Annotated in this window: 23 protein-coding genes; 4 read left to right on the top strand and 19 right to left on the bottom strand. The window is 28.4% G+C overall.

Annotation, left to right across the window (positions count from 1 at the left end; translation table 11 throughout):
• Position 1: 1 nt before the first annotated feature.
• On the bottom strand, positions 2-790 hold the full coding sequence (locus tag B2S02_RS15070) for an alpha/beta hydrolase (protein ID WP_346920984.1): 789 nt from the start codon (positions 788-790) through the stop codon (positions 2-4).
• Positions 791-1,374: 584 nt separating this feature from the next.
• On the opposite strand from B2S02_RS15070, the gene lepB reads away from it, so the two are divergent.
• A complete protein-coding gene (gene lepB / locus B2S02_RS15075) occupies positions 1,375-1,887 on the top strand; it encodes a signal peptidase I (RefSeq protein ID WP_346878344.1) in 513 nt (170 codons plus the stop codon).
• A gap of 98 nt (positions 1,888-1,985) precedes the next feature.
• Here the strand turns inward: lepB and B2S02_RS15080 are convergent, their stop codons facing one another.
• On the bottom strand, positions 1,986-2,504 hold the full coding sequence (locus B2S02_RS15080; protein WP_346877895.1) for a GNAT family N-acetyltransferase: 519 nt from the start codon (positions 2,502-2,504) through the stop codon (positions 1,986-1,988).
• A 65-nt stretch (positions 2,505-2,569) separates the two neighbouring features.
• Positions 2,570-3,463, bottom strand: a complete 894-nt coding sequence (locus B2S02_RS15085; protein WP_346878343.1) for an SPL family radical SAM protein — start codon at positions 3,461-3,463, stop codon at positions 2,570-2,572.
• A 276-nt stretch (positions 3,464-3,739) separates the two neighbouring features.
• Between B2S02_RS15085 and B2S02_RS15090 the strand changes: the two genes are divergently transcribed.
• Positions 3,740-4,987 carry an aminopeptidase P family protein gene (locus tag B2S02_RS15090; protein WP_346848999.1) on the top strand — a complete coding sequence of 416 codons (1,248 nt, stop codon included), beginning with the start codon at positions 3,740-3,742 and terminating at the stop codon, positions 4,985-4,987.
• A gap of 96 nt (positions 4,988-5,083) precedes the next feature.
• Here the strand turns inward: B2S02_RS15090 and B2S02_RS15095 are convergent, their stop codons facing one another.
• The 3 genes from B2S02_RS15095 to B2S02_RS15105 form a co-directional block, all read right to left on the bottom strand.
• Entirely contained in the window at positions 5,084-5,890 is an 807-nt protein-coding gene (locus B2S02_RS15095) for a hypothetical protein (RefSeq protein ID WP_346877897.1), read from the bottom strand.
• A gap of 169 nt (positions 5,891-6,059) precedes the next feature.
• Positions 6,060-6,548 (bottom strand): GNAT family N-acetyltransferase, encoded by a 489-nt coding sequence (locus B2S02_RS15100; RefSeq protein ID WP_346920985.1) that lies wholly within the window; start codon positions 6,546-6,548, stop codon positions 6,060-6,062.
• A gap of 80 nt (positions 6,549-6,628) precedes the next feature.
• Positions 6,629-6,970: a hypothetical protein gene (locus B2S02_RS15105; protein ID WP_346877899.1), complete on the bottom strand. Its 342-nt coding sequence runs from the start codon at positions 6,968-6,970 to the stop codon at positions 6,629-6,631.
• 339 nt (positions 6,971-7,309) lie between these two features.
• On the opposite strand from B2S02_RS15105, the gene B2S02_RS15110 reads away from it, so the two are divergent.
• Both B2S02_RS15110 and B2S02_RS15115 read left to right on the top strand, forming a co-directional pair.
• The gene (locus B2S02_RS15110; RefSeq protein ID WP_346920986.1) at positions 7,310-8,308 is read left to right on the top strand and encodes a phosphotransferase enzyme family protein; all 999 of its coding nucleotides are present in this window, start codon (positions 7,310-7,312) and stop codon (positions 8,306-8,308) included.
• 51 nt (positions 8,309-8,359) lie between these two features.
• Positions 8,360-8,656, top strand: a complete 297-nt coding sequence (locus B2S02_RS15115) for a hypothetical protein (RefSeq protein ID WP_346849004.1) — start codon at positions 8,360-8,362, stop codon at positions 8,654-8,656.
• Between the two features lie 568 nt (positions 8,657-9,224).
• Here B2S02_RS15115 and B2S02_RS15120 read toward each other — a convergent pair.
• The 13 genes from B2S02_RS15120 to B2S02_RS15180 all read right to left on the bottom strand — a co-directional run bounded on the left by B2S02_RS15120 (position 9,225) and on the right by B2S02_RS15180 (position 19,514).
• Positions 9,225-10,430 (bottom strand): GNAT family N-acetyltransferase, encoded by a 1,206-nt coding sequence (locus tag B2S02_RS15120; RefSeq protein WP_346878340.1) that lies wholly within the window; start codon positions 10,428-10,430, stop codon positions 9,225-9,227.
• Positions 10,420-10,983 (bottom strand): GNAT family N-acetyltransferase, encoded by a 564-nt coding sequence (locus B2S02_RS15125; RefSeq protein ID WP_346920987.1) that lies wholly within the window; start codon positions 10,981-10,983, stop codon positions 10,420-10,422. The genes B2S02_RS15120 and B2S02_RS15125 overlap by 11 nt, the downstream gene beginning before the upstream one ends.
• A 38-nt stretch (positions 10,984-11,021) precedes the next feature.
• Positions 11,022-11,633, bottom strand: a complete 612-nt coding sequence (locus B2S02_RS15130; protein WP_346849008.1) for a class I SAM-dependent methyltransferase — start codon at positions 11,631-11,633, stop codon at positions 11,022-11,024.
• Between the two features lie 424 nt (positions 11,634-12,057).
• Positions 12,058-12,582 (bottom strand): GNAT family N-acetyltransferase, encoded by a 525-nt coding sequence (locus B2S02_RS15135; RefSeq protein ID WP_346849009.1) that lies wholly within the window; start codon positions 12,580-12,582, stop codon positions 12,058-12,060.
• A gap of 200 nt (positions 12,583-12,782) precedes the next feature.
• Positions 12,783-13,139: a hypothetical protein gene (locus tag B2S02_RS15140; protein WP_346878337.1), complete on the bottom strand. Its 357-nt coding sequence runs from the start codon at positions 13,137-13,139 to the stop codon at positions 12,783-12,785.
• Between the two features lie 94 nt (positions 13,140-13,233).
• On the bottom strand, positions 13,234-13,947 hold the full coding sequence (locus B2S02_RS15145) for a class I SAM-dependent methyltransferase (protein ID WP_346849011.1): 714 nt from the start codon (positions 13,945-13,947) through the stop codon (positions 13,234-13,236).
• Between the two features lie 134 nt (positions 13,948-14,081).
• Positions 14,082-14,306: a hypothetical protein gene (locus tag B2S02_RS15150; protein ID WP_346849012.1), complete on the bottom strand. Its 225-nt coding sequence runs from the start codon at positions 14,304-14,306 to the stop codon at positions 14,082-14,084.
• A gap of 131 nt (positions 14,307-14,437) precedes the next feature.
• Positions 14,438-14,896, bottom strand: coding sequence for a GNAT family N-acetyltransferase (locus tag B2S02_RS15155; protein ID WP_346878336.1), 459 nt, complete (start codon positions 14,894-14,896; stop codon positions 14,438-14,440).
• 51 nt (positions 14,897-14,947) lie between these two features.
• Complete coding sequence (locus B2S02_RS15160) at positions 14,948-15,730, bottom strand: GNAT family N-acetyltransferase (protein WP_346849014.1); 783 nt, start codon at positions 15,728-15,730, stop codon at positions 14,948-14,950.
• A 285-nt stretch (positions 15,731-16,015) separates the two neighbouring features.
• Positions 16,016-16,303: a metal-sensing transcriptional repressor gene (locus B2S02_RS15165; RefSeq protein WP_346849015.1), complete on the bottom strand. Its 288-nt coding sequence runs from the start codon at positions 16,301-16,303 to the stop codon at positions 16,016-16,018.
• 28 nt (positions 16,304-16,331) lie between these two features.
• Entirely contained in the window at positions 16,332-17,657 is a 1,326-nt protein-coding gene (locus B2S02_RS15170; protein WP_346878335.1) for an MATE family efflux transporter, read from the bottom strand.
• A 321-nt stretch (positions 17,658-17,978) separates the two neighbouring features.
• A complete protein-coding gene (locus B2S02_RS15175) occupies positions 17,979-18,956 on the bottom strand; it encodes a DUF2935 domain-containing protein (protein ID WP_414632898.1) in 978 nt (325 codons plus the stop codon).
• Positions 18,957-19,064: 108 nt separating this feature from the next.
• Positions 19,065-19,514: a helix-turn-helix transcriptional regulator gene (locus tag B2S02_RS15180; protein WP_346849017.1), complete on the bottom strand. Its 450-nt coding sequence runs from the start codon at positions 19,512-19,514 to the stop codon at positions 19,065-19,067.
• Between the last annotated feature and the right edge of the window lie 97 nt (positions 19,515-19,611).

The raw sequence follows: 19,611 nt of genomic DNA on the forward strand, positions 1-19,611 counted from the left end.
TCTATCTTGATTCTAACTCTCTGAAGATTATTTCATAGAATTTATCTTTACTATAAACTTCATTCCAAGGGTTATGTCCACATTTCTTTAATAATATGAATTTAAAATCCTTTATGGTTCTTGTCAGTGGCTTTTCAACACCTTCAAAAGAATGAGAATCATATTCACCATGTATAGCAATTACAGGACATTTTATATTCTTTCCAAAATCCAAAAGCTCTCCATTGCTTCTTAATTTATTAATTTCTTCCATACAACTTTGAAAAACTTCTGGTTGGAAATCTAGAGATTCATTTTCAATAGAAATTGGACTAAAAGAATCCGCCTTTGCCATTAATTCTCCAAATTCACGCAATACTTCTTTTTTGTTTGGATTATTATGTTCATTTAATAATTGAAATAATGTACCAACTCTTAAGTTTTCTTCTTCTGTAAGTCTGTTAGCTCTTTTACTATTCATTGATGAAAGATAAATATCTTCATAGGATCCACTTCCTATAAGTATAACCTTACTTACTAACTCTGGATATTTCCATGCAAAAATATAACTTAACCATGCTCCCCATGAATGACCAATTAGTGTTACTGGAAATTGTCCATTATTTTCAAGCAATTCTTTAAGTTCAGAAACTTGTCCATCAATAGAATTTGCTGATTGCATAGGTTCAAGAACTCCATATTTCATTGACAATTCTTTTGCTACTGGAGCCATTCCCCCTGGAGCACCAGGCCCTCCGTGAATAACTGCTATATTATATGGTTGGCTTCCATACCTTCGTATCTTAATCATATAATTACTCCCTTTTATAAATATATTAGACAATTTTTATATTATCTCTAATATTTTTTGAATTTTAATCCTTATCATTGTTAATCTTTACAATTATTTATTTTCTTTATTATACAAAACCTTAAAGTTTATTACAAATTTTTTCTATTTATGTATATTCATAATAATTATCTATTCTTATCAGTAAGTATTTTTCTTAATCTATTTCCCTAAATATAAAAAAATATTTTAAATCAATATATATTCCAATATGGTAAATAATAGTATAATAGACTTAACCCTCATTAAATCTTAGGCTGAATAAATGTGTTATTAAATGTTATGAAAGATGTGGATTCAAGGCTATAAAAATCCTTAAAAAAAGAGAATTTCATGAAGGTCAGTATAGAGATAATTTGATAATGCATCTGGTCAGGTTTTAATATATATCTACTATTTAATAAAAATATTATATAGAATGATGTGCTTGTTTTGAAAAGATATTCTTTCCTAGACTTAGGTAAATGTTTATTAGTTGCTATTCCTACGGCCTATTTATTAGGAGTAGTAATTATGTTTATAATTCAATGTTGGAGGTTTTTCATATGAAGGAGTGGTTACAACGAAAGTCTATATCTAAACCAGAATTCCTATTAATAGTTATTTTATTATCTATTGCTTTTATCCTACAAGGCGGACTTTTAGTTTTTAAAATAGGTATATACTATTCAACTGTTTCTGGGAAATCTATGGAAAAAACTTTATCAGATGATTCCAAACTACTTCTTATTAAATCTGATTTGAAAAAAATTAAGCGTGGAGATTTAGTTTCTATTAAAGCTGATAATGAAGGTAGTTATAACTTACTTAAGCGTGTTATAGCACTCCCTAATGAAAATATAAAAATCAAGGAAAACAAAGTATATATTGATAGGCAGCTTCTAGATGAACCTTATGCCTATTATAGTCAATCCAGCAAAGATGATTTAAACCTTACGATTCCACCTGATGGATACTTTGTCATGGGGGATAATAGATTAGATAGCGTAGATTCTCGTGACTTTGGACCAATATCAAAAACTTTAATAAATTCTGTAGCATTAAAATTTAGAAAATAACTCAAAGAATAATCATTATACATTAAAAATAGGAATAGATATGTTGCTAGTAATATACCTACTCCTATTTACTATTATATCCGATTTAACTTTATCTCTTAATTTTCTTTTAAAAATCTAGCTAGTAACAATGTGTTTTTGTATTCACCTTTGATTTTTATGTTTTTATTTTTTCTTCCCTCTTCAATAAATCCGAACTTTTTATAAAGTGCTATAGCAGGTGTATTTTCTTCAAAAACCTCTAATTCAATTTTCTCAACTTGATTTTCTTTGCACCACTTTATAACCTCTTCCATTAACAAAGTTCCTATTTTTAACCCACTGTATTCCCTTAAAATTGTTATACCAAAATCTGCAACATGACTTGTCCTTTTAGTTCTACCCCTTTGTAATGTGGTAGAACCTACTATTTTCTCATTTATCTCTGCTACTAAAAATAAAGATGTATTTTTAATATATTCTGCCTCGTCTTCAGCTGTTAAGTCAAATTCGTCTGGGTCTTTAGGAAAGAAACTTACCTCGCCCATTACTTGTTTCACTAACATTACAATTTCATTAGAATCTTCAACTGTTGCTTTTCTAATTATAAGTTCATTGTGATTTTTTATCTTCATCATAATTATAATACCTTTCTACACTTTAAATATTTTCCAATTTGCCATTTGTATTATATTTTCCAATTTCAATCAAAAATTGATAATTGAGTATGGCATTCTTGATTTAACTTTTCTTTCATTGGTTTGGAATAACTACTTGATAAACCATATTTTTCTCTCAAAGCATTTACTGTTTTATATAAATTATTTTTATATTCCTTATTTGCTCCACCAGTTTTATATAATAATAGTAGGTCATCATATATCTTTGGAAATTCTTTCTTTATGAAATCTAAAAATACTTTTCTTGTACTACCTCTTAAATAAAGAGTTCCTGGTAGAACGTAATCCACATCACATTCTTTAGCATGTAAATATAGAGAATTTATATTTTCAAAAGTATCTGTTATATATGGAATAATAGGCATAAAATGAAGTCCAGTAGATGCATTGGTTTTACTAAATTCCTTTAACATTGCAAATCGTTTTAAAGATTCTACTCCATTTGGTTCAATTAATTTTCGTATATTTTCATCCATAGATGTAATTGTAGCTGCTATATTTACATAGGTAACCCTAGAAAGATCATCTATTAAATCATAATCTCTTAAAATTAAATCTGATTTAGTTGAAATAATGCATGGTGTTTTATACTTTATCATAAGTCTTAATATATCCGGCATTAGTTTATACTGTTCTTCTACTGGTTGATAGCTATCTGTTACCCCTCCAATATTAACAACTTCCCTTTTCCACGAAGGACTACTCAGTTGTTTTTCCAATTGTTCAACCACATTAGTTTTTACATATATGTCTTCAAAATATTTATCTGAATCTAAATATTGATGTGAATACATAGCATAACAATATTTACAACCATGTTCACAACCTCGATATATGTTTAAATCCCAGGCAAAGGGTATTTTTCTTTTTAATTTATTACACGCTACATCACAAGTAATTTCTCTAATCTTTGCCATTTATTCACCTCCAATATAACAATTATAAGGAATATAAAAACTAATTATTTCATTTTTTACTTATGGGTAATATTTTACCATACATATGTATATTAAAGATATCTTTAAGAAAAAAAATTATTTTTATCCATGAATAAGTTTCTATATTTTCACTTATGTAATCATTTACTATAAACTGAAATTAGGTTAATATTATTATATAAACATCTTTTATAAAAAATTTAATGTGCCTTGAACTTAACTATTATCTATTACTTAATGAAGGGGTTGTTTGAAATGAATAAAGATTTTTTCAAGAAGAATAGGCTAAAGTTATCAATGGAATTAGCTAATGGATCCATATTAATAATGTTTGCTGGAAAAGCACCGAAGAAATCAAATGACTATAATTATAAGTTCACACCAAATAGAAATTTCTATTACCTGTGTGGAGTTGATGAAGAGCATATAAATCTTGTAGTTATTAAAGATAGAAATGGGAATATAGAAGAAAGACTTTATATCAGAAAATTTGATGAAAAAAGAGCTAAGTGGGTAGGTAAGAGTATTAATGTTGAGGATGCTAAAAAAATATCTGGAATAAATGATATTAGATTTATAGATGACTTTAAAACAGATTTAAATAGTTTAATATCAACTAAAAATTTAGTCCATATATATTTAGATTTAGAAAAAGATGCCTATGAAGATGATTTAACTACTAATGGTTGCTTTGCCAAAGATTTAAAGGAAAGATACTCTCAGGTATTTATACACAACGTATATCCTAAGTTATCCATTCTAAGAATGTGCAAAGAAAAAGAGGAAATTAAAGAAATTAAATCTGCTATAGAGAAAACTAAATTAGGAATAGAAGCGATGATGAAAAATGCTAAACCTAATATTATGGAATATCAACTTGAGTCCTATTTCGATTTTTCATTAAAAAACAATGGTGTGAAAGATTTTGCCTTTCCAAGTATAATTGCCAGTGGAAAAAATGGAACAATTCTCCATTATGAAGATAATAATTGCGAAATTAATGATAACTCTTTGGTTTTATGTGATGTAGGTGCAGCATGGAATTATTATCATGGAGATATAACTAGAACCTTTCCTGTTAACGGTAAGTTTACCGAAAGACAAAAACAAATATACAATATAGTATTAAATGCTGAACTTGAAACTATAAAAGCTCTTAAACCAGGTCATACTTTTCAGTCAATAAATGAGGTTACAAAAAAAGCTTTAACAGAGGGATTAATTGACCTTGGTATAATAAAGGATGAAAATGAATTGTCTAATTATTACTATCATCAAGTAAGTCATCATTTAGGACTAGATACCCATGATGTAGAAGATTATGATGCGCCTTTTGAAGAAGGCATGGTAATTACAGTAGAACCTGGCCTATATTTATCCCAAGAAGGCATAGGAATAAGAATTGAGGATGATGTAGTTATAACTAAAAATGGATGTAAAGTCTTGTCTGATGAGATTATAAAAACTGTCGAAGAAATTGAAGAATTTATGAAGAAATGTTAAAAACAAAGAATTTTTTAATCCTTTAAAATATGAAGGAGAGTAAGTAAGTTTGTGTAAACACAAATTTACTTCTCTCCTTTTTTAATATATAAACTTTTATTTAATAAGTGCATCTCCAAAGAGAGAATTGAAGGTTTCATTTGCTATTTTTGTAAAGTTCTCAGGTGTAGAATATTTATTTTCTAGATTAAGATTTTCCCATGTAGCAGTCCAGATTAGATATTTATCTAGGGGTAACATGCCCTTTACCTTTAGATGACAACCATCACGAACTAATAATCCATCTTTAGCTATTTTTTCAATATCAAAATATAACCTTGCACCTGTTTTATATTTCATTTTCTCATCCATAATAATTTTATTATTTTCCTTGGATAATACAACGACTTCACTTGAAACATTCCCATTAGAAAACATAATATAATCACTATAGTCCTTTGGATCACCAAGAAGCTCACCTATAGGCTTGTCCTTGTAGTTGCTACCTTCTTTTTTTAGTATATTCCACGACTTTAAACATCCATCGCTTTTAATTTTTTCCCAATTCTCCATTGTGGTACTATGAATAAGAACCCTAGGTTCATTTCCCCTTAAAAAAGCTTCATTATAATGATGATTCTCATATTCTTCCTTTGCTTTAATTAAGTCTTCCTCATCTACCGACAAAATCATATTCTTACAATAGCTATTTTCATATTCTATAAAATCCATAAGATTAAATTCCCACTGCTTACACTTTTTACTTACCTTTAAAGTATATACAGATGAATTGCCTCTTCCATTGGTTATTTCATAATTCTTAGAATTAGTTAAGCAAAATACAATCCAATCATCAGTATATCTTTCATCTGTAAATGGATTTATATGCTTCGGTTCAAATCCAGGTTCTGTAATGTATATCAAAAGCCTTCCTCCGTTCTTTAGATAATTGTTACCACTATTAAAACTAAATTATAATTATTCTGTTTTTAATATTTCTATTATAGCATATTTTCTAAATATTCATTATTATTTTTTATTTAATTTAATTATTAATATCTATGGCTTTAATATACTTAACATTATTCCTTTATTAAATTATATTCTCAACTTCAATAAATCCAAATTTTTTATATAGATCATAAGCAAGTTTATTGTCTATATGTACATCTATAATAATATCTTCTATATTCTTTTTATGCATATCATTTACACAGGTAGCTAATAGTGTAGAAGCAACTCCTTTATTTCTATGATCTGGTGCAACATGCAGTGAATAAATATGCATCTCATTCACACTTCCAGGTAAAGCTATTAAAATACCTATTACATCATCCTTACATTGTGCAGTTATAATATATCGTTTCGAAAAATCTCCCAAAATATTATTCCTAAGATTTTCAATAAACTTATCTGGTTTTTTACCAGAAAGGTCAGTGTCTAAGGTTCCCTCTATAAACATTGATAGATAAGTATTTAATTTACTTTCTAACTCTGCTCCTTCTAAAACTAGGTCACTGATTTTAAATTGAAATGGTCTTTCTATTTGGTTAATTAACCTCTTTCTAAGTTGTATGCTCATTTACTTATCCTCCTTTATAAATAATTAGTACAAGATATCAAACTCAAAAATTTTATAACCTACATACAAATATATTTCACTTAAAAATACATAAATTTTATAGTAATAATAAGCGCTGGTAGGGTTAAAACTACAATACCAACATTTATAATTAGGGCAGCGATTGTTAAAAATAAATCCACTTTAGGAACACATATATTACTAATCTCTCTTTCTCTTAGTGATTTTGAACTTAAAATGCTATATATCATTCCAATAATACTAATTACTAAAATTAATGATATGGTGATTAGTAAAAGTAACTCATTATCTTTAGGTAGATAAAATATATCCATGATCATAAATATAAAATATATAACTGCACTAATCCCAATAGATATAAAGGAATATAAATTAAGTTTCGTATGTGATTTTATTTTCATTTTAACTCCCCCAATGCTACACAATATTTAATAAGCACAACCTTGTTTTACCATATTATAACATATGTTCAAATTAAAAGCTAATTATCTCCATGAATATCATTTTTTATTAGCATAATGGAGTTATAATACCACATGAAATTATATTAAATTTTCCTCTTAAAATATACACCATTTAAGTTAATTATAGTAAAATATTCTTATACTATTGTACAACTATATATTTTTTGATTACCAGATATGTATACATTGACGTATTATGACCTCAAATCATGCTATATAAATTGGTCTAAAATTTAAACTCAGAATTATATTTATTTTAATAAGGAAGTGGAAGAATTGGATAGAGAAATTGAGAAATTATTTAATAATCAAATTTTAGGAGAAGCGGCAAGAAAGTTTAATATAGATATGTCTACACTAAATTTAATTGGAGGTTTTCAAAACTATGTTTATGAATATAAAAAGCAGGAGAAATCTTATATTTTAAGATTTACTCATAGCTCACATAGAAGCGATAACCTTATAAAAGGTGAACTTGACTGGGTTTTATATTTAATTAATAGTGGAGTGTCAGCTTCAAAGCCCATCTACTCTATCTCTGGTAATTTATCAGAAAAAATCCATATAGGAGGATCGTACTTTACAGCTACTTCTTTTGAAAAAGCTACTGGAAGAAAGATTGGATATCCTGAATGCATTAGTAATAAAGATTTATTTGAGAAATGTGGTAGATTAACAGGGAAAATGCATTTTTTATCTAAGAAGTACATACCTTCATCAAAAGAAATTAAGAGACCTGATTGGTCACATAATTACTATCTGCAAAACATAAAGAAATATATTTCTGCTTATCAGTTCAAGATTTTTGAAAGTTATGATGATATAGTGAATAGAATAAATAAGCTCTGTAAGGATTCTGATTCCTTTGGAATTATTCACGGAGATATTAATGTTGGAAATTTTTTCCTAGATAATAAAGATATTAATATATTTGATTTTGATGAGTGTCAATATAGTTGGTTTATTGAAGATATAGCTATTCAATTGTTTTATATTACTTATGTATTCTTAGATGATAGCATGGATGAAAGACAAGCTCAAAGTTGTATTTTTATGAAAAGCTTTATGGATGGTTACCTTAAAGAAAATCATATAGATGAATATTGGCTAAAACAAATACCTCTATTTCTTCAACTAAGAGAACTTATCGTCTATATAGGTATATGTCGTAGCACTGGTTTTTCTAACATGAGTCAATGGATGAAAAACTATATTTCTCAGAGCAAATCTAGAATCGAACAAGGAATTTCTATAGTAAGTGAGAACTATGTATAAACTACATAATTCTTTTATATACTTAAATATTTATTTTAGGAGGATAACATTTTGGATCTTTTGGGGGCATTTTCATATGCATGTTTAGCATTTCTTATTTTCAACTTATTATATATGATACTTATGAAATATAGAGGTAAAGCCATTAATTCCTTTATTATTATAGTAAATTCTCTATTCTTAGTACTTATATCAAATTTAAGTATATGGCAAGGAGGAATATATGTTGATGAATATAACCTAAGTGGTAGCAGTATAGATTTCTACATTAACCTTGTAAATATATCTATTTTTATTATCATAGCTTCTATAGCATCTTCCAATAAAAATGGACGTAAAAATCATTAGAAGGAGTTCTAATAGTATTGAACACTTAAATGATTATATTTTTATGAAAGTATGAGGGGCCTTCGCAAAATAAGCTAATCTAAGTAAATGTTGAGCTTGTACTTATATTATTGCTGTTCAGCCGTTTCGAAGCATTGATTTACTAAAAGGATTTATTCAAGTTAAAATCTACAACACAACAACTCGTATTCACTCAAACAAGTTGCGTTGCTTTACGATTTTACCATTCATAAATCCTAAGTAATAAATGTTCTAGGAGGTTCTTCTAATAAATTAGAAGAACTGAGTTCGAATAACTAAATCAAAGATTTAGATTCTTACTTATGCAAATGGCGTTCGTTAACAATAATATTAAAGTACATGCTCAACAGTTTATATAAGATTAGTGATATATTTTGCGAAAGCATCTTCCTAACCTTCTACTCTCCTATTTCCTCCAAGTGCCCTGTATCATTAATGCATTTCACAGCTATCGTATTGCTTATCTCATCACATTTAACAATACTTATACTACAATTATCAAATTCCATGTTATATCTTTTAAAAATCATTATTACAAACTACACCATTAAAAATAATATGGATTATAAAGAAACTTTCTAGGAAACCAATGGTCTAATATTATTTTAAACTTTGAATCTGATAGTATAATCCATTCCTTAAATTCAAGCTCTTCTACAGAGTATGCACCATACAATAGTGCGGTAAGCCCTTTTATGTCCATCTTTACATCTGGTTTTTTACTCTCATATTTGCTCATTTTTAGTTTCTTATTCACAGCTTCTAACTTATAAATACCATTATTCCACTGACAATGTTCATCATATAATTCTAAAATAATATTACCTTCTAAAGCTACATTAATATCATTCATTGCTTCTACTGCATCAATAATTCTTACCATCCATGGATTATTGTTAATCTTTACTTCAAAAGGCCTCATTGGATCATTCAACCATGTCCAAAAATTAGTACCATATGGAACTCTTAATTCTATATGTGAAAATTGGTCTTTGTGCTTTGCAAAATATCTGAATAACATCACTCTGCTTTCTATGTCTTTCCAATACATTTCTGCCACAAAAATTTTTCCATTTTCTCCTGATCCTATTTTAATATACTTTGCTGCTGCCATAGTTTTATTATTTTTCTTTATAAATACTACAATTACACCACCATGATCTTCTATCCAATACTCCTTGGACATATTATTGAGAAAAACAAGTCCATGATGCTCCAACAAATCAAGTTCAAATTTAAATGCTTCAAATTCCTCTTGCACCTCAATAGCTCTTACTCTTTTCTCTTCCCATTCACCATTTATTTTTGATACATCTTTTAAATAATGAAAAAATCCATCTAAAGAAATTTTAACTAGCAAATTGTCATTTGTACCCACATACCCAAAAGAATTATAAAAACTTTCTTTAAAAGGATGTAATAAACTAATAGATTGATTTTTTTCTTTCATATCTATAAATGCTAATTTTATCAAGTCCTTTACATATCCCTGCAAACGATATTCAGGAAAAGTAGCCACATGGGAAACCCCTCCCATCTTCTTAATTACACCTCTCACTGACTGATTAAATGTATAGTTCCTTATCATAGCTACTAGTTTCTCTTCATCAAACATTCCTAATATTTCATCAGGAGTATAAAATGATAATTCATCCTTTGCTGGTTTAGTATCAGTCCACTGACGGCCTGTACAATATACGTGTAGCTCCCTTACTTGCTCAATATTCTCAGCTTTAATTTTTTTAATTTCCATAGGCATATTCTCCTATATATTTCTTTAGAGATTGCTCCATTCTGCTTTTCATTGATAATATGTCTATTAAGAATACATCCACCAAAAGTTTACCCTCCATCTGATATTCTTGTTTGGCAACTTGTCCACAAAATTTGTGATAAAACTGATTTGATGCTGCATAATGATGGTTATAGATAACAATCTTTTCCATACCCATAGACATGTAGAAACTCAATGTATAAATAATCATCATGAGAGAAATCCCCCTATTTCGCTGGTCAGGATATACCCAAATCCCATTTAACTCTATACCTTTTTCAGGTATATCAAAGGTTTCCGCAAAACTGCTAAAGGCTACTCCAAGCATCTTGTCATTTTCAAATGCTCCAATTAACAAGCGAACATCATTATTTTCTTTCCCTGTATGCATCCACTCTACCCAGAAGTCTAATTCTTGAGAAACTGAAAGGATGTTTTCAGCCTTACCTGCCAACTCTTCCGTCCAGCACAAAATCTTTAATTCTAAGGCCTGCTGCATGTCAGATTCCTTTAATTGTCTAATTTCAATCATTGATTCATCCCCCCAATTATACAACTAATCTTATTCAATTACTTTTTCACTAGTATATATTCAAGATAAACTGATGTATTTTCTCTATCATCGATATTTCTTTTTACTGATTTCTTTTCCTTATATATAACTTCAAATTTTGTAAGGGCTTGCTCAATTTCGTTATCCTTATAATGACAATAGATCACTTCATCATTATCTTCAATTTGTAAAAACTCCCCTTCACCAATTTCTTTTCCTATGCCATAAGTATCACACTCTTCACCTAAAAAATTCACATAGCATAGTCCTCCAGGTTTTAACACTCTATAAAATTCTGATAAAGCAAGTGAGAAATCTTCTTTTTTCATATGAACAGATGTATTATAAGAATACAAAAAACTAAAAAACTCATTTTCAAAAGGTATTTTTCTCATATCACCAAATATGATATTTAAATCTTTATCTTGTTCTATACAAAATGCCCTTGCTTTTTCTAGTTGATCTTCAGATATTTCAATTCCATAGGTTTCATATCCAAATTCATAAAACAAAGAAAGAGGTGGATTAGAACCACCAGCACCACAGTCTAATATAATTTTCTCAGAGGAATTGTTATTACAATATTTTAAGAAATTATATAACGGAATAGCATTTATAAGGTTATGCATATTTTATTACCACTCCTTATATTTAAAATTTATACTATTTGTTTACTAATAAAAATAATCTATTATACTGTTCATGTTGATTATAGTAAATATCCTTTTTAAGATATATATGAAAATATTTTTCCAATATACTACACCATTTTTCTGTTTCTAAATTCCACAAGTAATAAATCATTGTCTAAGTGTGTAATTCCCCACTTCCACATCCATATAATCTACAATGCTATTTGTTCCACTACTTAACCACTTTAAAGCTTCATTTAAATCTTCTTGTCCCAAATCTGCATTTTCATATTTATTTGGTATTACTGCTTAAAATATATTGTCCCAAAATATTTTTGTGCTATTATAATTCTCCATTGATATTTCTCCCTTCCTTCAATAGAGTTCTTCACTAGTGGACTTAGCTTACTACACGTTATGATTATAATCTTAGATTAGTCATTTCATATGATGGATGATACAGTCCTGTTGGTTCATAGAAATTATCTCCTATATAATGAAAATCTAAGCATACTAAAAGTTTTTTAGATCCAACATTATGTGGGTGATGTCCTGCAAAAAGCTTGTCTGCATTTAATTTAGAAAAACAATAATTGATTACTGCTTTTGCTGCTTCATGGGCATAACCTTGACCCCAGTATCTTTTACGAAGATGAAAACCAATTTCATATGAGTGTTGTTTAGATTTAAATGGGCGTGCACCACAGCAGCCAATCAGTTCTCCTGTTGTTATTTCAAATATAGGCCAATATTGAACATGAAAACCCTTGCCATTACAAATTTCAATATTTAAACGATTGTGAATATCATTTTCTGTAAATTCCCCTGTAGCACAAATAAATTTAGTAACATCCTTTTCTCCCCAAAGCTGATGTGCTAGTGTAAAGTCGCAATCTGACCAATTTGAGAAACCTATACGCTCTGTTTTCATAAAGTAATCTCTCAAACCTTTCACCTCCTATTATGTGGATAATATTTCTATGGCATTATGATACTTCCTATTAATAGGTTAGCTTATTTATTCTATTTTCATCTCAAATAATGCAAATGCTCCACCATTATCTAATAAGAATTTATCAACTATCTCAAATCCTAGACTCTTATAAAGATTACATAATTTCTTATTAGTCCATCCTGTATCTAATCTTAAGTATTTAATATTTCTTTTTTACATTCTTCTATTGCAAATTTAACCATTTTGCCTGGTAGACCCAATCCTGCATACTCTCTTCTCACGCACAGTTTATGTATATATCCAGCTTCATTTTCCTTTGAATTTGGCCAAAAGAAAGTATCACTCCATTGCAATATCATACAACATGCATTAGCTCCTGAAACTTTTCCCACACAAAAATCTTCTTCCATAACATTTACCATTAATTTTTCTTTTGTAAGGTGTTCATCCTTCCATACATTTAATCCAACAGAGCGTCCCCAATAAGCGACTTCTTTCATAATATTAATTACATTATCAACTTCTCCGGTAGATACGATAAAATTCATATTTCTCCCCCTCAAATTTGTAATCTGACACACCATAAATTGTCATCAACTTAATTTAAAATTTTCACTATATAAATATAAAGATATTTACATTTTATTTTTTCTTCAATAATGTTGTCCACATAAAAGATTTTCCAAATATATTGTCATTTTCGATCTCTTTCATCTCTCTAAATTCAAGTATATTGAAGTGTAGTTTTAAAATTGTTTTTAGCTTATACTCAGAAAATCCAAGTCCACCATGCATTGAATAATCTCTATACACATCATAATCAGATATATTTGCACCTCCGTTTAAATTAAAACAGTTCATGGAAAAATATCCATCTGGCTTTAAAAGTTTTAAAACAGCACTTAGGTATTGATTTCTCCTATGAGGTTTTATATGATGAAAACATCCTGAATCATAGATAAAATCAAAACTCTCTGGTTCACATTTAAAGTCAAATATTGATTGGCATAAAAAATTCACTTCTATAGATTGTTCTTTCGCCAATTGTTTTCCCCATTCAATAGATGTTTTTGAAAAATCAATTCCATAAACTTCAAACCCTTTGTGTGCAAGATATAATGAATTTCTACCATTTCCACATCCTATATCAAGTGCTTTTCCTTGTTTTAATAAATCTAACTCAAAATATGAAGCAAGGTTTTCATCAGGAATATTTTTAAAGAATGGAATTGCTTTTTCCTTATCAGAATAAAAATTGCTCCACCACTCATTATCCCGTTTCTCTACTAAATTATCTAACATATCAAGTATGTCATTTTCACTTTTAATAATCTCTGAATTGATTTTTTCTATCACACATATTCCCCCCTATACATTTATAACGGATATCAATCATTAATTTTCAAAGAAAAATATATCTCCCATTATCATCTCTCAATTGTAATTTTATCCCAATGCTCCAAGGATTTAGATATAGTTAAATGTATATATCATCTATTTGGATTTTCATTAGGAAAACAACAAATTACTGTATCGAGATACTCAATACCACAAAAATATTCACATATTGAAGTATTTTTCACTGCACATTTATGTGTATTAGAACCTTCTTTTTCATTCCAAGGACAACGACTTTGCTTCCAATCAACCTTGTCATTACTTGTTAAATCTATGTCCATATTTGCACCTAAAAGTTTTTTTATTTTTTCTTTCATAATCTTTACTCCTATTTGCCTAAATCAAAACTTAGTTAATATCTTCAAAGCTTCATTGACCATTATTAAAATATTATTAGTAATGTTTTAGAAGTTCATATTAAATCATCTTTGATATACAACTTTATAGTTTAACAAATTAACTTTTCATAAAAGAACAGAAATCCATCTTCTGATTGTCCAGTTTTTTTATAACCAGCTTTTTCATATAAATATTGATTTCTTACACTATAATAAGGAGTTCCCAATATCCATCTTTTTATCTGCGGATGCATTTCTTCCATTAGACTCATAGTCTTAAATCCAAAACCTTTATTATGATATTTCGGATGAATACATAGATCTTCCAATTCATAAAACTCTTGTTCTACTCCGTGTAGCCAAAAGAATCCAATTATATCATTATCAAGGATAATCTTATAGCATAAATAGTTTTTAATAAGTCTTCGTGTTTCTTCTTCTGAATCATATCCTGGAGGACCACCATCCCTTCCTGGTCCAAATCTACTTGTTTCATCATTATATGCAAATTTCTTAATTTCAGTTATAACTTTAGAATCTGTTAATTCTGCCTTTACAATGTTAATCATATTCATATTTCCTCCCCAACTATCTACTTTAATTCATGTTATAATCTATAACTATCTTATAAATAATATAGATGTCTTAATACCGCATATTGAGAATCCACATTTTTTATACATATCCTTTGCTGTATCGAAATTGTCTGTTATTAAGTATGCTATATCAGCTCCTGCATTAAGAGATTCTTCTAGCAATTTATGCAACATAGAAGTGCCATATCCTTGTTTTTGAAATTCCTCAATAATATCAAAATCCTCAATCTTTGCAATGCCATCTTTTATGAAAAGCTCACACTTACCTATAGGTTCCTTTCCCTTGTAGCAAACATAAAGGTTCAAATCAGGATTTTCCTTATATACCTCCATCTTTCTTTTGCTTCTTTTTATAGCAAACTCTTCTCCCATAGCTGCCTTATTGGCCTGTACATCAGCTTTGTATCCAGCATCAAGTATTTCAAGAGTATCTGCTTTTAAAGCTATGCAATCATCTTTTACTTTTAATTTCTTAAAATCTTTTGGCTCTATAGCCATAAAACAGTATTCTGTAATCTCAGGCTCTTGAATCAAGTTTTTTAACTCATCCCATTTCACACTATAATCCATCATGATATGTAAATGTTCATTATTTGACTTTTGCATTTCACCAAGCTTATTTTCAATAAAGCTTCTTAGTTCCCCCATCTCCATTGACTCTTTAAGAAAAGTGAAATTATGCATGTACATATCAAGTAGTTTTTTGTCTGTGAAAATGATTGATTTCTTCAGTTCAGCATAATCTGAAAAACATTTTATATATTTCAATTCAGTTTCCAAAATTTTTTCATATAATTCTGCCTTCATAATATAAATCTCCTTAACATATCTATTTTTGAATAATTACTATATATTTAAATTAATTACAAATAATTCTTTAAGAAAATTATAACATATAATTTTAATGAAAGTCCCAAAATATATCACATTCTTCTAATTTCTACTATTCTGTTTCCAACATCAACTATTTACATTTCAATGTTTGAATTGTAATATAGCTTGGTTATTAAATGAAAAAATATCACACATTCCTTTTAGAACATGTGATATTTAAACTAATTATAATTAGTATTATTAAAAATATTTTAGGATTTACTTAATAAATTTACCTATTGCATCATTTAAATCTGTGAGAACTTTTTTATCTCCTGTTTCTACAGCATCAACAACACAATTTTCAATATGATCTTGTAAAATTATTTTACCAATATTATTAATTGCAGATTTTACTGCTGAGACCTGTACTAATACTTCACTGCAATCTCGCCCATCCTCAACCATCTTTTTCACTGCCTCTAAATGTCCTATAGCTCTTGATAATCTATTTATTACAGCTTTAGTATTTTTATGTGTATGGTTATGTCCATTTTCATCACTCATAAATTTATCTCCTTTTGTTTTATTTTAATTATATGTTAATTTTCTGCCATTTTCCATTTAAGAAACGTTTTAGCAAAATAATACCTCTAATTGTAATATCTAAAGCATACCCAAGCCATACTCCCAATAATCCCAGCCCAAATGTTACTCCTAGTAAATATCCAACTATTACTCTCCCACACCAAATTCCTATTAGTGTTGCATACATTGGAAATTTTGTATCTCCAGCACCTTGCAACGCGCTGGTAAATACTTGGGTAATTGCTGCAAATGGCTGAAATAACGCAATCAACCTTAATACTCTTATAACCATTTCTTGTATTTCTTTTGCATCTGTAAAAATCATTGCAAATTGTGGGGCAAATATAAAAAATATAATTCCAATACAAATCATAAAAATAGTTGCAATGAAATCCGATAAAAAAACAATATTTTTAGCTTTATTAGTATTATCTTCACCAAGACTTATACCAACAAGAGTAGCTGTAGCAACCCCCAAACCCATTGCAGGTATATAGGAATAGCTTTCAATATTGCCTGCTATATTATGGGCTACATATGCTGATATACCAATAGAAATAATCATGCTATTGTATACTAATTGACCTAATCTCATAACTAATTTTTCAATTCCAGCTGGTATTCCAATTCTCATTATGGATTTTATTATATCTTTTTTAATCTTTATATTTGTCAAATCAAGCTTGATAACACTACCATTTACTAGTTTTAATAAAAGAATTAAAACATTTACTATACGTGAGATAGTTGTAGCTAAACCTAACCCTAGAATTCCTAATCCTAATCTCATAAAAATATAATTTAAAATTATGTTTAATATATTAGCAACACCCGTTGCTATCATTGGTGTACTAGTATCTTTAGTTGCTCTTAAACAACTTGATAGAATAAGTGATAAGCAAAGAAATACTGATGGTACTGCAACAACCATATAATATGGTACTGTATAACTTAATATTTCATTTGAAGCACCTGAAATCATTAATATCGGTTTATAAAATATTAAATTGACTGCTCCAACCAATATTCCTATTATGATACCTAATATATTGGATTGTTTTATGGTCGCATTGGCTTCCTCAAAATCACATCTCCCAACATTTCTTGAAATAATTGCGTTAGTTCCTATACTTATAGCAGTATAAAAAGCAATGAACACATTAACAATTAAATTAGTTACACTAATTGCTGCAATTGCACTATCATTAATCTGTCCTGCAAAGTAGGTATCTACCGTTCCCAGTAGTGTTTGAAGAATATTTTCTACTATTACAGGAATTGATAATAAAAATATAGTAATAATATTATCTTTATTTTTCTTTACCCAATTCATTCTATCCCTCCTTATATCATCCCCCCATAGGGGATAATATAAGGGTATCATTTATTAAAATACACTTCAAGGATCTTTGTAAAATTATCCATTTAACTTCTATAATACCAAACTTAAAATATTTTCTTTGACTTTATTAACGCAGTATGATAAATTAATCGCCTATATTCAATACCATTTTGCATGGTTATTATATGTAAATTATACCATATAAATTATAGGTAGCTTATTTATAAATTAATTATTGAAAAATAAAAATACCGTAAAATTCATCACTAAATTTCACAGTATTTTAGAAACCCATTTATTCTTATATCAATTTTATATATATGAAGAATATGTTTTTGTTTTGTAATTATTTAGCAATCTTAGATAATGATTTGCTTCTCTTAGAACATGATCTCCTAAGAGTGGTAAAATTATGGACTTAATCTTACAATTTAATAATCCTTCTGTTCCTTTCATCTTGAAATCTCTAATATCTTTAGTGGCCTCTCTACTCTCCTCAGTTACAGTGGATATATGTGCTAATGAAATTGTATTATCGTGCATAGTAAGTGCTTCTTCTGTCAATCTATCAAATTGCTTACCAAACTTGTTAGCAACATTAAATAATTCCTCTTCTGTTGGATCTAAAAAGCCTCTAATAAATTTAGAATGCTCAGCCATAATTCTGTTCCAGAAAGCTTCCTGATCAACCATTTCCTTATTAATGTCCATCTCAACTCTTTCCTGTAACCTTCCTAACATTCTAAGATAGAACATTGCTTCTCTTAAAATATGATCCACTAAAAGTGGATAAGAACCTGTAAACATCTTGCACTTTAATACATTTACTTTTATTTTATTTTTTAACTTAGCTGTTTCATTTACTACAGGAATAATCTCTTTATTTAAATAAAATACTTCTTCTGATAAACCATCTAGAGTTTTACTATTTTGATAATCTCCTAAAGATAATTCCATTTCAGTTGTATTTGTATTGATATTAATTCCAGTGTAAAATTCTGTAGCTCTTTCTGCTTCTAGTGTATAGTTTGTAATTATTTCTCCTGTATTACCAATGTTTGGATCGATAATTCCACTAGATAATTTTATAGTCTTTCTAAGCAATCCATCTAGTTGTTCCTTTAACATATCTGCGTAATGAAGGTAATTTTGAGATCTAGGCATTAACGATGCACCAACAAAAACTAGATGCTCCTTCATTATTCTTAAAAAGAATAGATTTAATTCTAGCGATTGTTTAATAAACTTCTCCTTAGATAACATATTTTCTCCCTTTAAATAATACTTCATTAACAATATATGCTTATACCTATATACTGACATTGCAATTTAATTAATTTTTATTACAAAATATACTAATACACCTTGTTAATATTAAATTTACCACAAATTACGTTCTTACTGGTTGTTTTTCTTTTTTGCCATTTTATACTTTTGGTAAAGAATATCTTTTAAAACTAAAACAGTATTTACGTCATCAAACCCAAACTCAATTTTAAAAGCATCATATAACTCAGATATTTTCTCACTATAAGTATATATTCCTTTTATCCCTTGATATGAAGCCAAAATTGGATACTTTTTACTCCACGCACCTGTCCAGTCAATTTCATCAACTATCATTTCAATGCCAGTAACATCACCACTAATATGGCTTCCACTAATAAGATAATCATAACTTACATTATAAAGTTGACTTAGTAATTTTGCTTTAATAAGTTCAGGAACCGTTTGGTCGGTCTCCCATTTACTTACCGTTTGTCGAGATACACCTAATTTCTCTGCAACATCCTCCTGAGATAAACCTTTCTTTTTACGTAAATATAATAATTTTTCGCCTAATGACATAACTATCACCAGCCTTTCCTAAAATCCAAGTTAACTTGTAGCTATAGTATACTAAACACTAAACACCTTTTCTATCAAGTTAAAATGGAAATTTGTC

This window comes from Clostridium sp. UBA7339 (assembly GCF_002470865.1).
Lineage (GTDB): Bacteria > Bacillota > Clostridia > Clostridiales > Clostridiaceae > Clostridium_J > Clostridium_J sulfidigenes.

Bases quoted from the DNA above. Each gene is read 5' to 3' on its own strand.
- B2S02_RS15070 (WP_346920984.1), bottom strand. From the start codon at position 790: ATGATTAAGATACGAAGGTATGGAAGCCAACCATATAATATAGCAGTT.
- lepB (WP_346878344.1), top strand. From the start codon at position 1,375: ATGAAGGAGTGGTTACAACGAAAGTCTATATCTAAACCAGAATTCCTA.
- B2S02_RS15080 (WP_346877895.1), bottom strand. From the start codon at position 2,504: ATGATGAAGATAAAAAATCACAATGAACTTATAATTAGAAAAGCAACA.
- B2S02_RS15085 (WP_346878343.1), bottom strand. From the start codon at position 3,463: ATGGCAAAGATTAGAGAAATTACTTGTGATGTAGCGTGTAATAAATTA.
- B2S02_RS15090 (WP_346848999.1), top strand. From the start codon at position 3,740: ATGAATAAAGATTTTTTCAAGAAGAATAGGCTAAAGTTATCAATGGAA.
- B2S02_RS15100 (WP_346920985.1), bottom strand. From the start codon at position 6,548: ATGAGCATACAACTTAGAAAGAGGTTAATTAACCAAATAGAAAGACCA.
- B2S02_RS15105 (WP_346877899.1), bottom strand. From the start codon at position 6,970: ATGAAAATAAAATCACATACGAAACTTAATTTATATTCCTTTATATCT.
- B2S02_RS15120 (WP_346878340.1), bottom strand. From the start codon at position 10,430: ATGGAAATTAAAAAAATTAAAGCTGAGAATATTGAGCAAGTAAGGGAG.
- B2S02_RS15125 (WP_346920987.1), bottom strand. From the start codon at position 10,983: ATGATTGAAATTAGACAATTAAAGGAATCTGACATGCAGCAGGCCTTA.
- B2S02_RS15130 (WP_346849008.1), bottom strand. From the start codon at position 11,633: ATGCATAACCTTATAAATGCTATTCCGTTATATAATTTCTTAAAATAT.
- B2S02_RS15140 (WP_346878337.1), bottom strand. From the start codon at position 13,139: ATGAATTTTATCGTATCTACCGGAGAAGTTGATAATGTAATTAATATT.
- B2S02_RS15150 (WP_346849012.1), bottom strand. From the start codon at position 14,306: ATGAAAGAAAAAATAAAAAAACTTTTAGGTGCAAATATGGACATAGAT.
- B2S02_RS15155 (WP_346878336.1), bottom strand. From the start codon at position 14,896: ATGATTAACATTGTAAAGGCAGAATTAACAGATTCTAAAGTTATAACT.
- B2S02_RS15160 (WP_346849014.1), bottom strand. From the start codon at position 15,730: ATGAAGGCAGAATTATATGAAAAAATTTTGGAAACTGAATTGAAATAT.
- B2S02_RS15165 (WP_346849015.1), bottom strand. From the start codon at position 16,303: ATGAGTGATGAAAATGGACATAACCATACACATAAAAATACTAAAGCT.
- B2S02_RS15170 (WP_346878335.1), bottom strand. From the start codon at position 17,657: ATGAATTGGGTAAAGAAAAATAAAGATAATATTATTACTATATTTTTA.
- B2S02_RS15175 (WP_414632898.1), bottom strand. From the start codon at position 18,956: ATGAAGTATTATTTAAAGGGAGAAAATATGTTATCTAAGGAGAAGTTT.
- B2S02_RS15180 (WP_346849017.1), bottom strand. From the start codon at position 19,514: ATGTCATTAGGCGAAAAATTATTATATTTACGTAAAAAGAAAGGTTTA.